This is a genomic window from Devosia sp. 2618 (assembly GCF_040546815.1).
Lineage (GTDB): Bacteria > Pseudomonadota > Alphaproteobacteria > Rhizobiales > Devosiaceae > Devosia.
Window position 1 is genome coordinate 285,533 of record NZ_JBEPOO010000001.1, and the last position, 18,349, is coordinate 303,881.

The 18,349-nt window shown below is 58.6% G+C and carries 17 protein-coding genes and 1 tRNA gene; 6 read left to right on the top strand and 12 right to left on the bottom strand.

Annotation, left to right across the window (positions count from 1 at the left end; translation table 11 throughout):
- Window positions 1-249: 249 nt before the first annotated feature.
- From ABIE28_RS01395 to ABIE28_RS01405, 3 genes are all read left to right on the top strand, one after another.
- A complete protein-coding gene (locus tag ABIE28_RS01395; protein WP_354059427.1) occupies window positions 250-1,485 on the top strand; it encodes a putative DNA modification/repair radical SAM protein in 1,236 nt (411 codons plus the stop codon).
- The gene (locus tag ABIE28_RS01400) at window positions 1,485-2,927 is read left to right on the top strand and encodes a UdgX family uracil-DNA binding protein (RefSeq protein WP_354059429.1); all 1,443 of its coding nucleotides are present in this window, start codon (window positions 1,485-1,487) and stop codon (window positions 2,925-2,927) included. The genes ABIE28_RS01395 and ABIE28_RS01400 overlap by 1 nt, the downstream gene beginning before the upstream one ends.
- Window positions 2,928-3,020: 93 nt before the next feature.
- Window positions 3,021-3,097, top strand: a tRNA-Met gene (locus ABIE28_RS01405).
- A 219-nt stretch (window positions 3,098-3,316) separates the two neighbouring features.
- On the opposite strand, the gene ABIE28_RS01410 is transcribed toward ABIE28_RS01405, so the two are convergent.
- Genes ABIE28_RS01410 through ABIE28_RS01425 form a run of 4 tightly spaced genes read right to left on the bottom strand, consistent with a single transcriptional unit; the run spans window position 3,317 to window position 6,652 of the window.
- Window positions 3,317-3,949 (bottom strand): site-2 protease family protein, encoded by a 633-nt coding sequence (locus tag ABIE28_RS01410; RefSeq protein ID WP_354059431.1) that lies wholly within the window; start codon window positions 3,947-3,949, stop codon window positions 3,317-3,319.
- Between the two features lie 41 nt (window positions 3,950-3,990).
- Entirely contained in the window at window positions 3,991-4,812 is an 822-nt protein-coding gene (locus ABIE28_RS01415) for a substrate-binding periplasmic protein (protein ID WP_354059433.1), read from the bottom strand.
- 4 nt (window positions 4,813-4,816) lie between these two features.
- A complete protein-coding gene (locus ABIE28_RS01420) occupies window positions 4,817-5,626 on the bottom strand; it encodes an ABC transporter permease (RefSeq protein ID WP_354059435.1) in 810 nt (269 codons plus the stop codon).
- A gap of 9 nt (window positions 5,627-5,635) precedes the next feature.
- A complete protein-coding gene (locus tag ABIE28_RS01425; RefSeq protein WP_354059437.1) occupies window positions 5,636-6,652 on the bottom strand; it encodes an ABC transporter ATP-binding protein in 1,017 nt (338 codons plus the stop codon).
- 392 nt (window positions 6,653-7,044) lie between these two features.
- On the opposite strand from ABIE28_RS01425, the gene ABIE28_RS01430 reads away from it, so the two are divergent.
- The 3 genes from ABIE28_RS01430 to ABIE28_RS01440 all read left to right on the top strand — a co-directional run bounded on the left by ABIE28_RS01430 (window position 7,045) and on the right by ABIE28_RS01440 (window position 10,370).
- A complete protein-coding gene (locus ABIE28_RS01430) occupies window positions 7,045-7,434 on the top strand; it encodes a c-type cytochrome (protein WP_354059439.1) in 390 nt (129 codons plus the stop codon).
- A 368-nt stretch (window positions 7,435-7,802) separates the two neighbouring features.
- On the top strand, window positions 7,803-9,434 hold the full coding sequence (locus tag ABIE28_RS01435; RefSeq protein WP_502913349.1) for a pyrroloquinoline quinone-dependent dehydrogenase: 1,632 nt from the start codon (window positions 7,803-7,805) through the stop codon (window positions 9,432-9,434).
- 75 nt (window positions 9,435-9,509) lie between these two features.
- Window positions 9,510-10,370, top strand: coding sequence for a transporter substrate-binding domain-containing protein (locus ABIE28_RS01440; protein ID WP_354059443.1), 861 nt, complete (start codon window positions 9,510-9,512; stop codon window positions 10,368-10,370).
- 416 nt (window positions 10,371-10,786) lie between these two features.
- On the opposite strand, the gene ABIE28_RS01445 is transcribed toward ABIE28_RS01440, so the two are convergent.
- The 8 genes from ABIE28_RS01445 to ABIE28_RS01480 all read right to left on the bottom strand — a co-directional run bounded on the left by ABIE28_RS01445 (window position 10,787) and on the right by ABIE28_RS01480 (window position 18,335).
- Window positions 10,787-12,040 (bottom strand): hypothetical protein, encoded by a 1,254-nt coding sequence (locus tag ABIE28_RS01445; protein ID WP_354059445.1) that lies wholly within the window; start codon window positions 12,038-12,040, stop codon window positions 10,787-10,789.
- An 80-nt stretch (window positions 12,041-12,120) separates the two neighbouring features.
- Complete coding sequence (locus tag ABIE28_RS01450; RefSeq protein WP_354059447.1) at window positions 12,121-13,113, bottom strand: transferrin-binding protein-like solute binding protein; 993 nt, start codon at window positions 13,111-13,113, stop codon at window positions 12,121-12,123.
- A gap of 170 nt (window positions 13,114-13,283) precedes the next feature.
- Window positions 13,284-14,039: a helix-turn-helix transcriptional regulator gene (locus tag ABIE28_RS01455; protein ID WP_354059449.1), complete on the bottom strand. Its 756-nt coding sequence runs from the start codon at window positions 14,037-14,039 to the stop codon at window positions 13,284-13,286.
- A 420-nt stretch (window positions 14,040-14,459) separates the two neighbouring features.
- Window positions 14,460-14,924, bottom strand: a complete 465-nt coding sequence (locus ABIE28_RS01460) for an LLM class oxidoreductase (protein ID WP_354059451.1) — start codon at window positions 14,922-14,924, stop codon at window positions 14,460-14,462.
- Window positions 14,921-15,787 (bottom strand): NtaA/DmoA family FMN-dependent monooxygenase, encoded by an 867-nt coding sequence (locus tag ABIE28_RS01465; protein ID WP_354059453.1) that lies wholly within the window; start codon window positions 15,785-15,787, stop codon window positions 14,921-14,923. Before ABIE28_RS01465 ends, ABIE28_RS01460 begins: the two co-directional genes overlap by 4 nt.
- On the bottom strand, window positions 15,784-16,791 hold the full coding sequence (locus tag ABIE28_RS01470; RefSeq protein ID WP_354059455.1) for an ABC transporter substrate-binding protein: 1,008 nt from the start codon (window positions 16,789-16,791) through the stop codon (window positions 15,784-15,786). The genes ABIE28_RS01465 and ABIE28_RS01470 overlap by 4 nt, the downstream gene beginning before the upstream one ends.
- A 3-nt stretch (window positions 16,792-16,794) precedes the next feature.
- Window positions 16,795-17,544: an ABC transporter ATP-binding protein gene (locus tag ABIE28_RS01475; RefSeq protein WP_354059457.1), complete on the bottom strand. Its 750-nt coding sequence runs from the start codon at window positions 17,542-17,544 to the stop codon at window positions 16,795-16,797.
- On the bottom strand, window positions 17,541-18,335 hold the full coding sequence (locus tag ABIE28_RS01480) for an ABC transporter permease (RefSeq protein ID WP_354059459.1): 795 nt from the start codon (window positions 18,333-18,335) through the stop codon (window positions 17,541-17,543). Before ABIE28_RS01480 ends, ABIE28_RS01475 begins: the two co-directional genes overlap by 4 nt.
- Between the last annotated feature and the right edge of the window lie 14 nt (window positions 18,336-18,349).

Here is an 18,349-nt window from a genome sequence, read left to right on the forward strand (position 1 = left end):
CATCGCGGAAAGGACGCTGTGAATAGGCGTCCAAGTTCACACATCCGCCGGCCTAACTCCCTGTCCCCTCAGGGCGAAGTGAAGGCCCCGACAAGCCACCAGTAGCCCTCATGGTGAGGTGCGAGTTCTTACGAGCCTCGAACCACGAGGGCGTGGCACAATCCGATCACAAAACCCGACACATGTCTTTTTGCCATGCATCCCCCCGCCAGATGCGCTATCCCTGCACATGAACATAAAGGGAACGAAATGGCAGCCCTCACGCTTCGCCGCAAACTTGCTGTCCTGTCCGATGCGGCAAAATACGATGCGTCCTGCGCCTCCAGCGGCTCGGAGAAGCGCAATAGTGCGGGCACCGGCGGCATTGGCTCGACCGAAGGGAGCGGGATTTGTCATTCCTATGCGCCGGACGGGCGCTGCATCAGCCTGCTCAAAATCCTGCTGACCAATTTTTGCGTCTACGACTGCATCTATTGCGTCAATCGCTCGTCTTCAAACGTCGAACGCGCCCGCTTCAGCGTCGAGGAAGTCGTGCGCCTGACGCTCGATTTCTACAAGCGCAACTATATCGAAGGCCTGTTCCTCTCCTCCGGCATCATTCGCTCGCCCGATTACACGATGGAAGAACTGGTCCGAGTCGCGCGTTCGCTGCGACAGGACCACAAGTTTGCCGGCTATATCCATCTCAAGGTCATCCCCAATGCCACAGCCGAGCTGCTGACCGAAGCGGGGCGCTGGGCCGACCGGCTGTCGACCAATATCGAAATGCCCACCGACCTCGGCCTGGAAGCCCTCGCGCCCGAGAAAAAGCCCAGCGAAATCCGCACTGCAATGGCCCGCGTGCGCGGCAAGCTCGATGAGGCAAAGCCCGATCTCAAGTCCAAGGCAAAGCCCGCCAAATTCGCCCCCGCCGGCCAGTCCACCCAGATGATCATCGGGGCCGATGGGGCCGACGATGGCGCCATTCTCAATCGCGCCGCCGGGCTCTATTCCGGCTACAAGCTGCGCCGCGTCTATTACTCGGCCTTTTCGCCCATCCCCGATGCCAGTTCGCGCCTGCCGCTGCGCGCTCCGCCGCTCATGCGCGAGCACCGGCTCTATCAGGCCGATTGGCTCATTCGCTTTTACGGCTTTGACGTGCCCGAAATCATCTCGGGCGGGGAAGGGGGCCTGCTCGATCTCAGCATCGATCCCAAGCTTGCCTGGGCGCTGCGTAACCGGGCGCGCTTCCCGGTCAACGTCAATCGCGCCGATCGCGAAATGCTGCTGCGTGTGCCGGGGCTTGGCACCAAGAGCATTGATCGCATCATCACCACCCGCCGACACCATCGGCTGCGGCTCGACGACGTGGCGCGCATTGCCGGCAGCATCGACAAGGTGCGGCCCTTCATCGAAACCGAAGATTGGACGCCGGGTGGTCTTACCGACGATCAAAGGCTGCGCGCCCGGCTGACGCCGCAGCCGGAACAATTGAGCCTGTTCTGATGCACATCGTGCGGGTGCAAGCGCTCAATGATTTTGCCGAATGGCGCGGCAAGGCGCGCCAGCTTCTGGCCGCCGGATTATCCCCTGAACAGGTCGAGTGGCGTATGGTGGGCGAAGCGGGAGGTCTTTTCGGCGATGTCGAAGAAGTACCCCTGCCAGCCGCATCGGGTCCCGTCGGGTCCGTGCCGCGACAGTTCCTCGATCTGGCGGCGCAAGCCATCTGTCACAGCGATCCCGCGCGGTTTTCTGTGCTCTATCGGCTGCTCTGGCAACTGCAAAGTGATAACCAATTGCTGGGCAATGCGGTGCTCGATGATAACAGTCTGTTAACGAAATGGGCCGCTGCGGTCCGTCGTGATAGTCACAAGATGAAGGCCTTCGTGCGCTTCAAATCCATCGTCGATGATAGCGGCCTCGAACGTTTCGCCGCCTGGTTCGAGCCCGATCACTATTGCCTCGAACTCACCGCGCCGTTTTTCGCCCGCCGCTTCGATGGCATGATGTGGGCCATCATCACGCCTTATGCCTCCGCCTTCTGGGACGGCGAAAGCATTGCCTTCGGCCCTGGTGGCCGCAAGTCCGACGTGCCGCAGGACGATGCCGTCGAGGGTGACTGGAAGACTTATTTCTCCTCTATCTTCAATCCCGCCCGCCTCAAGGTCGCGATGATGAAATCGGAAATGCCGGTCAAATACTGGCGCAATCTCCCCGAAGCCGAACTCATCGCTCCCCTCATTCGCGGCGCCCGCGAAGCCGAAAAATCGATGATCGAACGCGCCGCCAGCCAGCCGCCATCGCGCCATCTGCGTCAGGCTGCCCGTGAAATTGCTGAGGAAAAGCGAAGCGATATCAAGTCTCTGACGGACGTCCGCTCTGCCGTCCAAACCTGCCAACGCTGCCCGCTTTTTGAACACGCCACCCAGCCCGTGTTCGGTGAAGGCCCCGAACATGCCGATGTGATGTTCGTGGGCGAGCAGCCCGGCGACCAGGAAGATCTCGCCGGCAAACCCTTCATCGGCCCGGCCGGCGCGGTGTTCGATGAGGCACTCGCCAAAGTCGGGATAGACCGTAGCCGGGTCTATGTCACCAATGCCGTCAAACACTTCAAATTCGAGCCACGCGGCAAGCGCCGCATCCACCAGCGACCCGACGCGGGCGAGGTGCAGGCCTGCAAATTCTGGCTCAACCTCGAACGTGATTTAGTCAAACCAAAGATCATCGTCGCCCTCGGCGCCACCGCCGCGCAAAGCCTTTTGGGCAAGTCCGTCACCGTCGGCAAACTGCGCGGCGAATCGCTGAAAATAGAAGACGGAACAACGGTTTATGTCACCAACCACCCGTCCTATCTGCTGCGCATTCCCGATGCCGAAGGCCGCGCCCGCGAAGCCATCAAGTTCGAGGCCGACCTTGCTATGGTGCGCGACGCCATCGCTGCATCATAAACGTTGGTTGAAAGTGCTAAGGCTGGCGCTTGACAGGCAAGCCCGCTAAACTTAGTTAGTGCAAGTCGCCGGGGAAACCCGCGTGCCCCTTGGGGCGGAGTAGCTCAGTTGGTTAGAGCGGCGGAATCATAATCCGTGTGTCCCCAGTTCAAATCTGGGCTTCGCTACCATTTCAAACCCCCGGGAAACCGGGGGTTTTTTGTTGCGGTTGATTTCCGCGAAGCCTGATCCCAGGCTAGCACAGTCAAGCACAGCGACTGAGCACCCCCATTGAAATCATTAGCAAATCACCCGCGCAGCACCGAAGTCACCTCGTTCAACAAGGTTTGCCTCAGCCCTTCCTCACAACTTGGCGCGGCGTGCATAGCTGTAGAATTGTCCCGTAAGTACTACCAATTGAAGAGCAGAATGTTTTGTAGATAGTGCACGAATGGATTGGCGAGACGAGGGAGACCGGTGGCGATGATCAAACCCAGAGCCATGGTCAACCAGAGCCAGTAGTGCTTGAGGCGATAGGAGGGGATGGAACGAAAAGCTGCGATCCAGTGCCCCATGGAAAAGGGGGGTAAAGGGATGAGGTTGAACAGCGCATAAGAAATGCTGATTTTGCCGAAGGCTTCAAGCACGCCGACCGCGACCACTGCGGGCATGCCGCCAGGAAAGTGGCGCACCAGCATCGGGCGCAGCTGCCACGCCAGGTTGGCAGAAAACACCAGGATGAGCAGGCTGCCGGCAGTGACCATCCAGATGCTGGCGCGACCAAAGCGCAGTTGGGTGACGTCGATCTGTATCGGCTTGATCCAGCCTATTTGGGCCAGACAGACGCAGAACGTGCCAACCAGATCGAAATGCACCAGCGGATTGAACGTTAGGCGGCCGTCATGTTGTGGACCGCGATCCCCCAGCGTTCGCGACATGAAGGCGAGCGCCCAACCGTGAATGGAAATGACCAAAAGGCCTGCGAAAATGCTATAGGCCAGCGTCTGGCCGGAGGTCGCAAAAAAACGCTGCAGATCAAACATGCTGGGCCTTGAGTGGAAACGGGAGTGGCGACGTAGTTGGCTCAGTTGTCGCCGGGGATGGCGGCAACGCCGTAGCGGGCGGCGAGTTGGGTGAAGCGGCCTTCGTGCTGCAGATCTGTGATGATGGCGTTGATGCGGCGCTTCAGGGTGAGGTCGCCCTTCCATAGCCCGAAAGCGATCGAGTCGTGGGTGTCGCCGGGTAGCCATCGGGCGGTCCAGCCGTGTTCGGCAGCGATGGCGCCGCCTATCAGCGCCTCGGTGACTACCAGATCAAATCCGCCATTTTTCATGTCGGCGACTAGCTTGTCGGGGGCATTGACTAGCTTGATCTGGGCCTGCTGATCGCGCAGCAGGCGGCTGAGCTGGATGCGGTCGCGTCCGGTAATGCCTACATAGACACCGACGCGCTGATCCTGGAGGCTTGGCTCATCGTCTCCGGGCGAAAGCACCACCCAGCCCGTTTCGAGATGCGGCGGGGTGGTGTCAAGAAAGCTGCGGATAGTGGCATTGTCGACGATGCCACCGCCGATGATCTGGCAATTGGCGCGGCTGACTTGCCAGTTACGCGGATTGAGCTCGCGGCCAATGGCGGCATTGGTGTTGAGCACTAGGCGGACCCCAAGGCGATCGGCGACATCCTGCAGCAACTCGATTTCAAAGCCGGGAAGATCGGCATTCGGCTGGACCAGAGGCGGATAGTTTTGCGGCACGCAGGCGCGCAGGTAGCCGTTGCGCTCGAGCTCGGCGAGCGAGGTATCGGGGGGCAGCAGATAGATCCCGGCAAAAAGCACCAGCACGACGATGGCCCCAACCAGGTTGCCAAGCCAGCGCGGGCGCTCGTCTTTGGAGAAGGTGGTGGTCACGGTGTCAGCTCTTGCCCATGCGGGTAAAGTCACGCAGGCCGACGAGAAAGAAGACGATGGCGATGACAATCATGATCAGGGGGCCGCGCAGCGGGTCGAACTGGTTGAAATTGATGAAGACTCCGCGGAAACAGTCCACCGCATAGGTCATCGGATTGTATTGCACCAGGAGCACCAGCCATTCGGGATAGAGCACGCGGGTCTGGGCGCCGCTCAAGGCGGGATCGAGCGGGAAAATCGAGCTGGAGGTGAAATAAAGCGGCAGGATGACAGCGTTGGAAAAAACACCAAAACCCTCAAAACTGCGCACCCGATTGGCGATGACGATGCCGAGGCAAGTTAGGCCAAAGGCGAGCAGAAACATCAGCGCGAGGCCGAGGACAAGATCGGTCAACCGCAGGCTCACATCAGTGAACTGGGCCAGCAACAACACAATGCAGCCATGGAGCATGGCGACGGTGGCGCCGCCCAGCACCTTGCCCAAAAGGATCACCCAGCGTGGCTTAGGCGAGACCATGATCTCGCGCATGAAGCCGAATTCGCGGTCGGAGATCAGCGAAACCGCCGACTGGATGGCGGTGTACATGATGTTAAGTACGATCACTGCGGGGAAGATGAACTGCAAATAGGTGTAAGGTACGGCGAAGCGTACCTGGCCGAACACTTCAGCGCGGAAATAGGGATTGAGCCCGATGCCCAGGATCAGCACCCAGAGCAGGGGACGGCTGATGCCGCCAATGAGCTGTCCTCGATCGCGCAGCGAGCGTTTTACCTCGCGCAACCAGATGGCATAGACCCCCACCAGATTACCCATCACGCGCCCCTATCGTGCCAAAGGCCGCGCCAGACTGGCGTGGTCGCCAGGTTTGGTTTCGCGCAGATCGCGGCCGGTCAAACTGAGAAATACAGTTTCAAGCGATGGCCGATCGAAGGAAAGATTGCGGATCGAATTGCCGTAATGCGACAGCAGGGCGTCGATCATGGCTTCGCTTGAGCCGCTGGAGGGAATGACGATCTCTCCGCTGCGCAGTTTTGACGCTCCGGCATAAGCGCTAAGGATGGCGGTTTCGGTGGCGGCATCGCGCGGGCGTACCCGAATGATCTCGTGGCCATGGCGGTCGCGCAGGGCGTCGGGAGTGTCGAGAGCGAGTACCTTGCCGTGGTCGACGATGCAGACGCGGTCGCAGGCGTCGACTTCCTCGATGTAGTGGGTCGAGATGATCATGGTCAGATCGCGCTGGCGCTTGGCTTCGGCCAGATACTCCCAGATGCGATCGCGCGACTGGGCGTCCAGCCCCACTGTGGGCTCATCCAGAATCAGCACGCGGGAATCATGGACCAGGGCGCGAGCGATCTCGACACGCCGCCGCATGCCGGGGGAGAGGGTGCGCACCAGTCGCTGGCGCACGTCGGAGAGTTCGACCATGGCCAGCAGATCGGTGATGCGCTGACGGCGCAGGGTCTGAGGGACATCGTAGAGCAGGCCGTGAAATTCGAGATTTTCCTCGACCGTCAGGCGGTTGTCGAGGCTGGGCTCCTGAAACACCACGCCGAGTTGGCGGCGCAACTGGAGCGGCTGGCTGCGGGCATCGAAGCCCAGGACTTTGGCTGTGCCGGAATCGGCCTGCAGGATGGTGCACAAGATGCCCATTAGCGTGCTTTTGCCGGCACCATTTGGCCCCAGCAATGCGAAGGTTTCACTGCCCAGTATATCGACCGAGATTTCATCGAGCGCCTGGGCTCGGCCAAATCTTTTGGAAATGGAATGCACGGAGACGGCAATTGGGGCCGAGGCTGTCGGTGAGTTGCTCTGGTCTAACCCGGTGCCATCCAAAACCAATGCATTTTCTCCTCTAGAGTGATGCCGCCTATCCCACGATGCTGCGAGCGCAGCTCGAGATATTGGACTAAGAAATTGCGCCACTCCCGATGCTAGAAGTAGCGCTCTATCGATGCACTATAGCAGTAACGCGCTTGCTATGCTCTAGCGCATTCCGAAAAATATATAATAGTACGAATACGATTATGAATCTTTCTTGACGTTGCCTATTGATTAGTTGGTCATATTACCAGTAGATTTTTTAAATGAATCGATGTTTGGTTGCTTTGTTCCAGACTGAGAGGTTTCTATGTCGATGTATATTTACATCTGAAGATATATATCTTTTGTATGGCGAATCTAATATTTTAGATGTCTCAGTTGTACTGTAAAGGCGGGGTTGTGGACTAGTAATGATTGAGATAACAAAAGCACTGCGCAACGCAGGCCTTGGCGTGATGGTCGGAGCCGTTTCACTTGGGAGCGTGAGCGCTGGCGCGGTGGCGCAAGACAGCGGCTGGTTCTCGGCTGAGCAGGTCAAGCGCGGCGCAGGTTTGTACGAGCGCCGTTGCGCTTCCTGCCACGGTGATGAGATCGCCCAGAGCTTTGGCGGCACCGCCTCATCGGCAGCCACAATCATCGAAACCATCGTATCGATGGGGATGCCGCAGGACAATCCAGGCGGCTTGCCGAAACAAGACTACACCGACATCGTCGCTTACATCATGAACCTGCATGGTCTGCCAGAAGGTGTACCCGTAGAGGCAGGCGCTGCCGAGCTCGAGACGATCCATCTGCCATAAATGACGCTGCGGACCCGGTTCCGCAGTCTGATCGCTAGTCTATCCCCAGGGCGGTTGTCCGCAAAACGTCCCGGGAAACCGCGTTCCTGCCGTCGCTGGCAGGAGCGGTGCTGGCGCCGGTCACTTTAGATGACCGAGCTCGCGCCACTGACTGTCAATCTGTAATGAGGATAAAAAGTACGGATTGATCCATCGGCAATAGCCCATGAGAACTATGGGCTTCGCTATGTTAACTAGTTTGATAGGGGGTAATTCTAGTGATTTCTAGGAAACTAATGTCGGCATCATCGCTTATGGCGATGGCAATGCTGATAGTACCAACTTTTGCTCAAGATGTGGCCCGTGAATACTCTCCGGTTACGTCTGATATGATAGTGAACCCGAATCCGGGTGACTGGCTGCAATGGCGCCGGACCGTAGATAATCATGGTCACAGCCCGCTGAAGCAGATCAACCGAGACACAGTGTCCAGCCTTGAGCTTGCCTGGTCATACCCGATGGGTGTGCCTGGGTTGCACGAAGTTGTGCCACTGGTGCATGACGGCGTCATGTTCCTCGCTACCAATCAGAATTTCGTTCAAGCGGTGGACGCCGTGACCGGCGATATGCTGTGGTCGTATACGCATGAGCGTCCCGACTTCGAGGGCGCTTACCACGTCAACCAAGCGGCGCGTCAGAAAAACTCGATCGCCCTGTGGGACGACAAGGTTATTCTGACCACTGTCGATGCCAGGTTGATCGCCCTGAATGCCGTCACCGGCCAAGTGGAATGGGACATTCAGGTCAATGAATGGGAAAAGGGCTATAGCTATACCGCGGGCCCGCTGATCGCTGCCGGGAAGATCTTTACCGGCACCTCGGGTTGCTCGATCGTGGGCACTAATGGTGGATGTTACATCACTGCGCACAACGCCGACACTGGAGAGGAGCTGTGGCGCTTCAATACTCTCGATGATCCGAACAACCCAGAAGTCGATGCCAGTTGGAACGGCGTACCGGCCGAGAACCGTTGGGGTGCAACGCCTTGGGCCACGGCTTCTTACGATGCCGAACTGAACATGGTGTATTATGGAACCGGTATGCCGGTTCCCTACACCGAAGTGACCCGTGGCACTGGTGATGGAGACACGCTTTACACGAACTCGACCTTGGCGCTTGATGCCGACACAGGCGAGCTGAAGTGGTATTTCCAGCACCTGCCGCGCGATAATTGGGACATGGATTCCCCGTTTGAGCGCCTGATCGTGGAAACCGAGATTGATGGCGTGATGCGCAAGCTGATCGTTACCACCCCGGGCAAGAACGGGGTGACTTTCGCGCTCGACGCCGCCACCGGCGAGTTCGTCTGGGTCAAGGAAACCATTTATACCAACATGATCGGCGACATTGACTCCAAGACCGGCAAGGTCACGGCCAATGTCGACACCATCCCGACCGACTTCGGGGACATGAAACAGTTCTGCCCCGCCATCAATGGGGGCCGGCTGTGGCAGGCTACCGCATACAGTCCCGATAGCGGCAATTTCTACCTGCCCGCTGCCAACACCTGCCAGAGCCTCGCGCCGCGCCAGTTCGAGCTTGCCCCGGTCGGTCAGTCAATGGCAGTGGTCCAGTACGGCCCAACAGTTCTGGCCCCCGGCTTTGACAATGTTGGTTCGCTCCACGCCCTGAACGTCAAAACCGGCGAGCACGCCTTCGAGCTGCAGCAGGGACCACGCTTCACCAGCTCTGTGCTTGTCACCGGTGGCGGGCTGATGGTGGTCGGCGATGCTGACCGTTGGGCTTACGCGATGAACGACGAGACGGGTGAAGTGCTTTGGAAGCAGCGCCTGCACGCCCCGATCGGCGGCTCACCCATCACTTACGAAGTTGATGGCGTACAGTACCTGGTGATCCCGGCTGGCCAGTCCGGCACCACCCAAGCATCGCTGACCCCCGGCATGGTGATCCCACCAGTCAATGGCTCGAACCTGATCTATGTGTTCAAGGTTCGCAGCTAAACTTGATTGATCCGACTTCGGGGGAGGAAACTCCCCCGAAGTCATGTCTGCCCCAGTCCTCGAAAGTTTGTTTCCATGCACATTTTTCCGGCCGTTGTTCGTTCTCTAACGCTTGTCAGCGCGCTTGCCATGGTAGCGACGGGACCTGCATTCGCGCAGATACTAGAAAAACTGGGAGATGCGCACCGACTGACCCCTTGGTTGCTCAACACCGGCAATACGATCAGGTTCTGCTCCTATGCCAGTTCGGAAACTCGCGATCTCGATATCGCGGTGGGGGAGGCGATCGCCGACAGGATTTTGCTCGACAGCAGCTTTACAAGCTTGAAGTCAGGCTATGGTATCGGCGGAGAATTTGCCGATGAGGACCTCTATATTTCGCTGACCAATGATTGCGACGTGGTGCTGGGAATGGGTTTGGGTAGCGACGCCTATCCGGCCGAATTCACCATCACACGGCCCTATGTTAGTTACGGCTATCTGACCATTGCTGCCGATGCGGAGCTGAACAGTCTCAACGATCTTGCCGCCACGCGAAAAGTGGGCACCCAGATGTTGTCTTATGGAGCATATCTGTTTCGCCAGTACAATGCCGTACGGCCGGCGGACCAGCGGTGGACCCAACTTGTTTACGCAGATATGGATCTGATGCTGACGCGGCTCCTCGAGGACACTGTGGGTGTCGGCATCATCTTTGGGCCTAGCTGGCGCCAACTGCGGCAGCAGCGCAACGATAGTGCTCAGGTGAAGGTACTCGACCCTGTCCCAGAACTGGCCTCAATGCTCAATGTCGGAGCCGTGCTACTCAGCAATAACGTCTTTATGCGGACCGAAATAGACAAGGCAATCACGGACCTCGTGGATGACGGCACCATGGCAGCAATTCTTGTTCGGACCGAATTCGATGCCATCGGAGCCAATGCAGGTGGCTTCTAGCCGCCAACTACCGCAGCGTTGTGGTGTTTGTACGCGTACGGAAACCAGCAACCTCATTGCCAAGCCTCCCGGTGGCAAACAAGACGGCAGTAAAATGACTGGTACTACCTAGTCCTTAGTGGATTTCCGACCGTTCAGCTCATCGCGCTATTGCACGGCGGCAAGCCTACTATTCCGTTGCAGGCACTAGTATGTCACCCAGCACCGCCTCATGGGACTGCCCCCCCTAGGAGCAACCCAACCATACTCGATCAGATGACATTGGATGGCGTTGAACCATGTGCCGATTGGATATTCTTAGCGGCTTGACGACGGCCCTCGCGCAGGACTTGGAGGCGTAGCGTCACCTGCAACGGACTCATATCCCGTTAGAAAGCCGCTTTTAGGCCGAGGCCGATATCGTGGCTGTCGCAAGTTTAAAATACGTTGTCCGACCAGCTTTTGCTGTATTGATAGTTCACCGTTGGCATAAACGGGCCGATCTTGAGAGCGCGGTGACTAACTTCGGTGCGAGCGCTTACGAAGGTGTCTACCTGGTTTTGACCGAGGACAAATGGAGCTGGTCGGGCGTGGTAGCGTTGGCCGATTGTGCCTTCGACGCCCAGCAGCAATCCACCCTCAAGCAAAGTGTCTATCCGCGCTGCCGCTGTTGCTTCCAGTGAGCGCAGGGTTTCGTCGGCAGTGTGATCGTATAATACTCGTGCGGAGGTCGTCAGGTTGACGTTCGGCGCGAGGACGGTTGATGCGGACGCACCGCCATCCACGACAACGCTATTGCGAGTAGGGTTGAGTGGCCTTTCTACCGCTGCGATACGAAGGTTGAGAACCAGCCGGCTATGCGCGGATATCGGCAGCGATATAGATGTCTTGCCGCCGGCCTCACTTCGGGTGTGCTGGCCATCGTGCAGCCCTACGGCCACATAGGGAGTGAATACAGCATTGATAGATGCCGTAGAGCGAAAGGTCAGGGGCAATTCTGCCCCAAAGCTGGGTTGGAAGACCTGATCTGCCGTAGAATATCGGACATCGGTGCGCAGCACGCCCGCAATGGTCAGGTTTTCAAGCGTGGCGAGCTGTACGGTCATGGTGCCGCCTGCATCGAAAATAGTACCCGCCTGGCCTCTGGCTGAGTTTGGAATAGTGCCAACACCCCACGGCCCACCGTTGATCGTGGTGGCGTCCGTCTGGCGATTGACGTTACTGGACGGGCTTGCGCTGGCGTAGGCGCTGAACGCGGGGCGGTCTTTAGCGCGTTCGTTTTGTAGGATCTGGGAGATAATATCACGTTCGGTGCCTTGTGGCAGAATGGCGATCAGGGTTTCCAGCCGCGCCAGGGCCGCAGGCCGGTTCCCCAGAGCCATAAGGCAGCGGTAAGCAAGGGAATACGGAGCCGCGAACAGTGGCAGGACCCTTGTCACGACATCGGCCAGTACAGCCGCTTCTTCGCACTGGCCTTGTGCCGCATGGCGGACAGAGGCCGCATAAGCCGCCATAATGTCGCCGCGCTGAGCTCTTTCATCGAGTTCCTGCGCAATCTCTGCGGCTTGTTCCCATTGCCCGACGGCCAGTGCGCTGTCGAGCGTGTTCAGAGAATTGGCTTGTGTTGGCATCGGCAAAGAGACCGCGCTGCAAAGACACAGCGCAGCCAGAGAGATCGCAATGTGGCGCATGCGGAACTTTCGGCTGGAAAGGGATAGACTGCCAAAGGGGGCGATACGGCGGAAAAGCCGCCGTATCGTCTCCGTGCTGATCAACGGTGGCCGTAAACTATGCCGTAGGTCTGTTCGCCGTTGCTTTGACCTTGGATGATGCCGCCCAATTCTTCAGCATTTGGCCCGTAAAACTGGCCATTGACAGTGTTCTTGGAGACGAAGCCACCCGTCGTATTAAAGCTGCCTGCAAAAGTGGTGCCTGTGATGGTCCCGCTTCCTGTTCCCGATACAGGGTTAACAATCGTAATGTTGCCGCCGCTGCCGCTGGCACCCTCGGCGTTCATTCCTGCTAGATTCATCGACCATGTGCGGCTGTTGAAATCTGCTGTGCTCGTGAACAGGCCATTTGCGCCAATAAGGTCTGAATAGGCGCAGAAGGTCTGGCCCTGGCAATGGGCGGGAGTCGTACTGCCCACATAACCTGACGCCTTCGCGGTCTGGACGGCCCATTCGCCCACATAATTCGCCGTCTGGGTGGGAAGCGATTGGGTTTGCTGGCCGCCGATAATAATCGACGCTTCGTCCATACCAGTGAATGCGCCAGAGCCAAACCTTGTGGCACGAGGATCTATCGCTCCCCACAGAACATGTTGCCCAGCAAGGACGGTTGCTGCCGGACCTTGCGGGTTCTTCGGGTCATAATCGGCGAGCAAGGTATACCCATCATAGTATGGAGATTGCCAGTTCGACGCTGGAGCTCCCAGATTTGCCGCGAGAGGAGCCACGACATCAGGCGGACGAGTGCCCGCAGTTTTCTGGGTATGACCCGTCAAATTGTAGGTGGCACCACCTGCTGTAATTGTGCCGGTGGCATTTGAGCCATTCTTATCCAGTACGATGCTGGCTGGACCCGTTGTGATTTGCGGGTTTGTCAGCGCATGCGTAACATTAATCGCAGAATAGGCTGTCGTAGGCGCAGACGGTCGCCCGCCACCATTACCCCCACCACCTGGGCCGTTCGCCGTCGGGTTGCACGCGGCCAAAAGCACCGTTGCTTCGGATACACCCAATACATACTTAAGGTTCTTCATACCTATCTCACCCGTTCTCAGGATTCGTGAAAATGGGCAAACTGGTGTGAGGCGCTAAACGCCCAAGCACACTACAGACCCACGAGCTCACGCGGACGGGCTGGTCACCAAAGTGTACTGGCATGTCCGCGTCATACGGGGACTAAAGCAAAAATGCGAGGATCGTTTACCTAGCGAGTCTGATAGTCTGCACCTACAAAGCTCGGTATGATCAGCCCGTAGCGTAGCGCTTTCACTACAGCCAGAGTGCGTTCATTCACCCCTAGTTTCGCGAAAATGTTCGCCATGTGGTAGCGAACAGTTGGGTAGGAAATGCCTAGGAGTTCTGCAATGACCGGGTCGCTTTTTCCTTCGGCGGCCCAGAGCAGGATTTCTCTCTCGCGGGCAGTCAGATGCACCTGGCCAAGAGGGTTCGGAGGGGCTTCATGGTCCCAATAAGCTAGGTGAAACTGGTAGGCCATCGCGCGGAGTAGATAGAGCGCTGAACGATCAAGGTTTGTGCCTCCTTCGCTACTGGCCAGGCCGAGGCCGGCAATCTCGCCATTTGGGCCGTAGAGTGGCATACCGACCCCATCTCTTAGGTGGGCTTCATGAGCTTCAAGCATCACCTTTCGTTCCTCGTCGGAAAGTGGAAGCTCATTCGTAATCCGGTCCCACGTGAAAGGGCGCGATGAAGCGAAACAGTATTTGGGTACTGGGTCGATTCTCTCATATCCGTTGCGTGTGTAATGCTCCATCCAGTCTTGAGGGTAGCTGTGCTGTATCCCGTGACCGGCCAATTTGTCGAGCGAAGGGGGATCTGTGATGAGGCTGTAGACGACTCTATCAAAGCCCAAATCAGCAAGAGTAATTCGAAACAGTTCGAAAACAGCGCCCGCGTCGCTTGCTTCGTTGGTTTTAACGACAAAATCCTCGAAGCTTACCATTTTCGCTAGTACCCCCGTGTAACGAAATTTTAGTCATATGACTGATCGGAATGAATTGCAAAATGCCCCTCCTCACATGAACGGCGATTGAAGTCGCGACAGAGCTGGCGGCGAGTACTTAGGAATCAATCTCAAATGGGTCATGAGTGGAACAAATAGCAGAATTGCACATGATGTCCGATTCGTGGGCCACGGGGGCTTAGACTTGTGGGGGATGGGTTCTGTTGTTGGACAGACGATGTGTAGTGTTTGGACTGATGCCAAGCAGCCGTCCCCCAATATCGACAATCATCGGATATTACAGAATGCCGATGGTCCGCTCCCAACTCGTTTTCGTCTTTCAGGGCTGCGATTTCGAACGGCAGTTTTTGGTAACTCGCTGATGCCGCCTGAATTGCTGAAAAAGGGCGCCGAGCAAGGTCAAAAAGCTCCAGCCAAGCTTGGCGCCGTGGATAAGCCAAGGCGCTGACGGAGAGTTGGCTGATGGTCCACGGCGAAAACCGCCCTTGCAACAAGCGCTGGGACGACCAGATCTACGAAGCTCTGCAGGTCGGCGGGCATGAGGGGGGCCATGACATTGAAGCCGTCAGCTGCGCCATTTTCGAACCAGAGCTGCATTGTGCCAGCAATATCTGGACCTGTGCCGACGGTGAGCAGATGGCCCCGGCCGCTTGCAAGGCGCATAAGGAGTTGCCGCAGGGTCAGGTGGTCGCGGCGGGCGATATTGACCGGAATTGCGGCGCGGCTTTGGCTTGACTGGTTATTTGATGCGTTGGCGCCGATCATGGCGGGCAATGGGGCATCGAGATTGGCATCGGAGAGATCTGCGCCGAGGAATTCAGAGAGCTTGGCGAGCAGGTGCTCAATGACCATGAAGTTGTTCATTTCCAGAGCCGTTTTTCGGCCTCTTGGTGTGTAGCGGCGGCGATGGGCACGATGCCGGGATAGATCAGAAGGCTCTCGGGTGCGCGGCCATGGTGGACGGCACGGGTTTTCATGTCACTGTAAAAGGCCTGCGCGCCGCCAAGGTCGGACTGCACGGTGAAGACGATATCGGCATAGCGGGCGGCGAAGTCGCGACCGGCTTCGGAGGCGCCGGCTTGCGCAAGGACGGGGCGGCCTTGTGGCGGGCGCGGCACGTTGAGCGGTCCGCGACTACGCACGAAAGGACCGTCGTGATCTACGGTCTGCACCTTTGCGGGGTCGAGGTAACGGCCCGATTGCTTCTCGGCAATACGGGCGTCACTGTGCCAAGAGTCCCAGAGGGCAATGGCAGCCTGGGTGACATCGGCAGCCCGGGCATGGCGCTCGGCATGGTCGGGCATGGTGTAGAGCCCAAAATTGTAGGCTTCGAGCGGATTGGACGATGTGACGATATCCCATCCTGCGCGCCCCCGTGTGACGTGATCGAGCGAGGCAAAGCGTCGGGCGAGGTGGAACGGGTGATCGAAGGTCGTCGAGGCCGTGCCGATGAGCCCGATGCGCTGGGTGACCGCGGCGAGGGCCGAGAGGATGACCAGCGGGTCCATTGCATCGGAGAGATGCCGATCGGCACTTTGTTGGAGGGCCAGCACGTCGCCGAGAAAAAGGGCATCAAAGCCCCCATTCTCGCAGCGGCGGGCTATGTCGATCCAGTAGTCGAGATCAGTCGAGGCAAGAGCATTGCTCTCGGGCATTCGCCAGCCTGATTCATGGCTGCCCAAGCCGAAAATGACGGCATTGAGCCCCATGCGCCGGCTGTTGGTCATGGTGTTGTGCCCAGATAATCGTTGGAAAAAAAGGCGCTGAAATCGGGCTTGGTGGTGATCGGCGTACCATTGCCGTCCTTGAGGATGCCGGCGTCGAACAGAAAACTGCCGACGGCGTCCATTTTGGCGGGGTCGATTGTGCCGACGACGCCGTTTTCCGCCTTGAGATAGTGGCCGTCGATCAAAGCTTGCAGCGAGGCTCGGACGAAATCTCGGTCGAGCAAAACATCGGCATTGGCAGCGACGAGAATATCTGTGGCCTCGTCGGGATGGGCGACGGCATAGTCATAGCCGCGCTTGCTGGCAGAGATGAAGGCCTTGGCAGTTTCACCATTCGCGGCGAGATAGGCGCTGCTGGTGCCGATGAAATTGGTGTGCTGATCGGGCACGCCGAAATCTGCATAGCGGAAGGCGCGATGCGCCGGGCCATCGCGCTCCGCTTTGACGCCTTCCCACGTATAGACTTCGAGCGTGAAATCGACGGCGCCATTGGCGAGGGCTTCATAGGCCGAGGTGCCAAGGGTGACGGTTTCGAATTCGCCAGTACCGCCATCATGGCGGATGATGGTATCAATGAGAGCAGTTTCCCAGGCGCTGCCGAAGCCGCCATACACTTTCCCATCAAGATCGCTCGGGGTCTGGATGTCCTGCCGGTCGGCATTGAAAACCAGACGTCCCGTCTCGGTCTGAACCAGCGCATAGGTGGCGACAAGATCAGCCCCCGCTGTGCGCTGGGTGAACAGGCCTATCGAGCCCAGAATACCGAAATCGGCGACATGATTGGCGACCAGCGTGCCGGCGGATGTATCCGTATAGGGCAGGATTTCGACCGCGACCCCGGCTTGCTCGTAAAAGCCCTTAGCCTCGGCGACATAGAGGCCGATATGGTTGGTATTGGGCGTCCAGTCCAGCGCAATGGTGACGGGGTTGGGCTGGGCGAAGGCTGGGCTTATCAGCAGGCTGGCGGCGAGGCCGAGCGTTGGGATGAGGCGTGAAAAGGGCATAGTTTAGTCCTCCGGATTAAGCAGTGTCTGCAGGATTTGGGCTTCGATGGCGGCCAAGGCCGTCGCGCCGGCGCCTTGGCGGGGATGGTCGAGCGGCACCTCGAATTCGTGCGCGACGCGGGCGGGCCGGGCTGACAGCACATAGATGCGGTCCGACAGGAGCACGGCTTCTCGCACGTCATGGGTGATGAGCAGGACCGTCCAGCGGTGGCGGGTCCACATCGTGGCGAGCCAGCGCTGCATCTGTGCGCGGGTGAGGGCGTCCAGCGCGCCGAAGGGCTCATCGAGCAGGAGCATGGGTCGCTGCTGAACCACGGTGCGCAGCAGCGCCGCGCGCTGGCGCATGCCGCCAGAAAGCTGGGCGGGATAGTGGTCTTCGAAACCTGCAAGGCCAAACTCGGCGAAGAGCGGCTTCACTTTGGCTCGGGCGGTCTGGCGGCTGAGGCCCTGAACTTCAAGGCCAAGCGTCGTATTGTCGATGATACGGCGCCAGGGCATGAGCGCATCGCCCTGCGGCATGAAGGCGAAGCGGTGTTGGGATGGCGTGAGGGCCTTGCCATCGAGCAGCATCTGGCCGGCATCGGGCGCGGTGGTGCCGGTGAGCAATTGCAGAATGGTGGATTTGCCGGCGCCGGAGGGGCCAAGGATCGAGACGAATTCGCCCGGTTGTACGCTGAGGCTGATATCGGCCAGGACGTGGGTGGAGCCGAAGTTTTTTTTCAGGTTCTTGAGCTCGAGGCGGGCCGGGGTCATGGGCGGGTCTCCGTCAGGCGGGCCCAAGGCATGGCGGCGCGTTGTAGAAGCACGGTGGCGCCGAAGAGCAGGAGCGTGAGCGTAGCGCTGACAAAAACCGCCGCGAGCACGAGATCGGGACGGAAATTGTTTTTGGCATTGAGGATGTAGATGCCAAGGCCCCTGGCCGCGCCGGCATATTCGGCAAAGATGGCGCCGACCACGGCATAGGTGATGGAAATCCGCAGGCCCGCAAAAAAATAGGGCATAGCCGAGGGCAGGCGGGCCAGGGCAAAAATACGCCAGCGCGAGGCGCCCATGGAGGCCAGGAGCGCCGAGATATTGCGGTCGGTGGCTTCATAGCCCTGGGCAAGCGCGACCAGCATGGGAAAGAAGGTGACGAGCGCGACCAGCACGATCTTAGGTGTGAGGCCGAAGCCGAACCACAAAACGATCAGCGGCGCGATGGCGACGAGAGGCAGTGTCTGGGTGATGATGAAAACGGGAAACAGAGCCCGGCGCAGGGGCCGAAAAAAATCGATGAGGATCGAGAAGAAGAAGGCGGCCGTAAGCGAAGAAGCGAAGCCGAAAGTGGTGGCCAGAAACGTTGCGCTGGTGTGGCGGGCGAGGGCTTCGCGCTGCTCGAAACCCTGGACCATGATGCGCGAGGGCGCCGGCAGGGCGGTTAGCGAAATCCCCGAAAGCTGCACATAAGCTTCCCAGCCCAAGATCAGGGTTGAGACTGATGCAATGGCCGGGCCGGTATGACGGAAAAAGCGCGCGAATAAGCGCGACGAGGCGAGATTGGACATGAACCGGCCTTCCG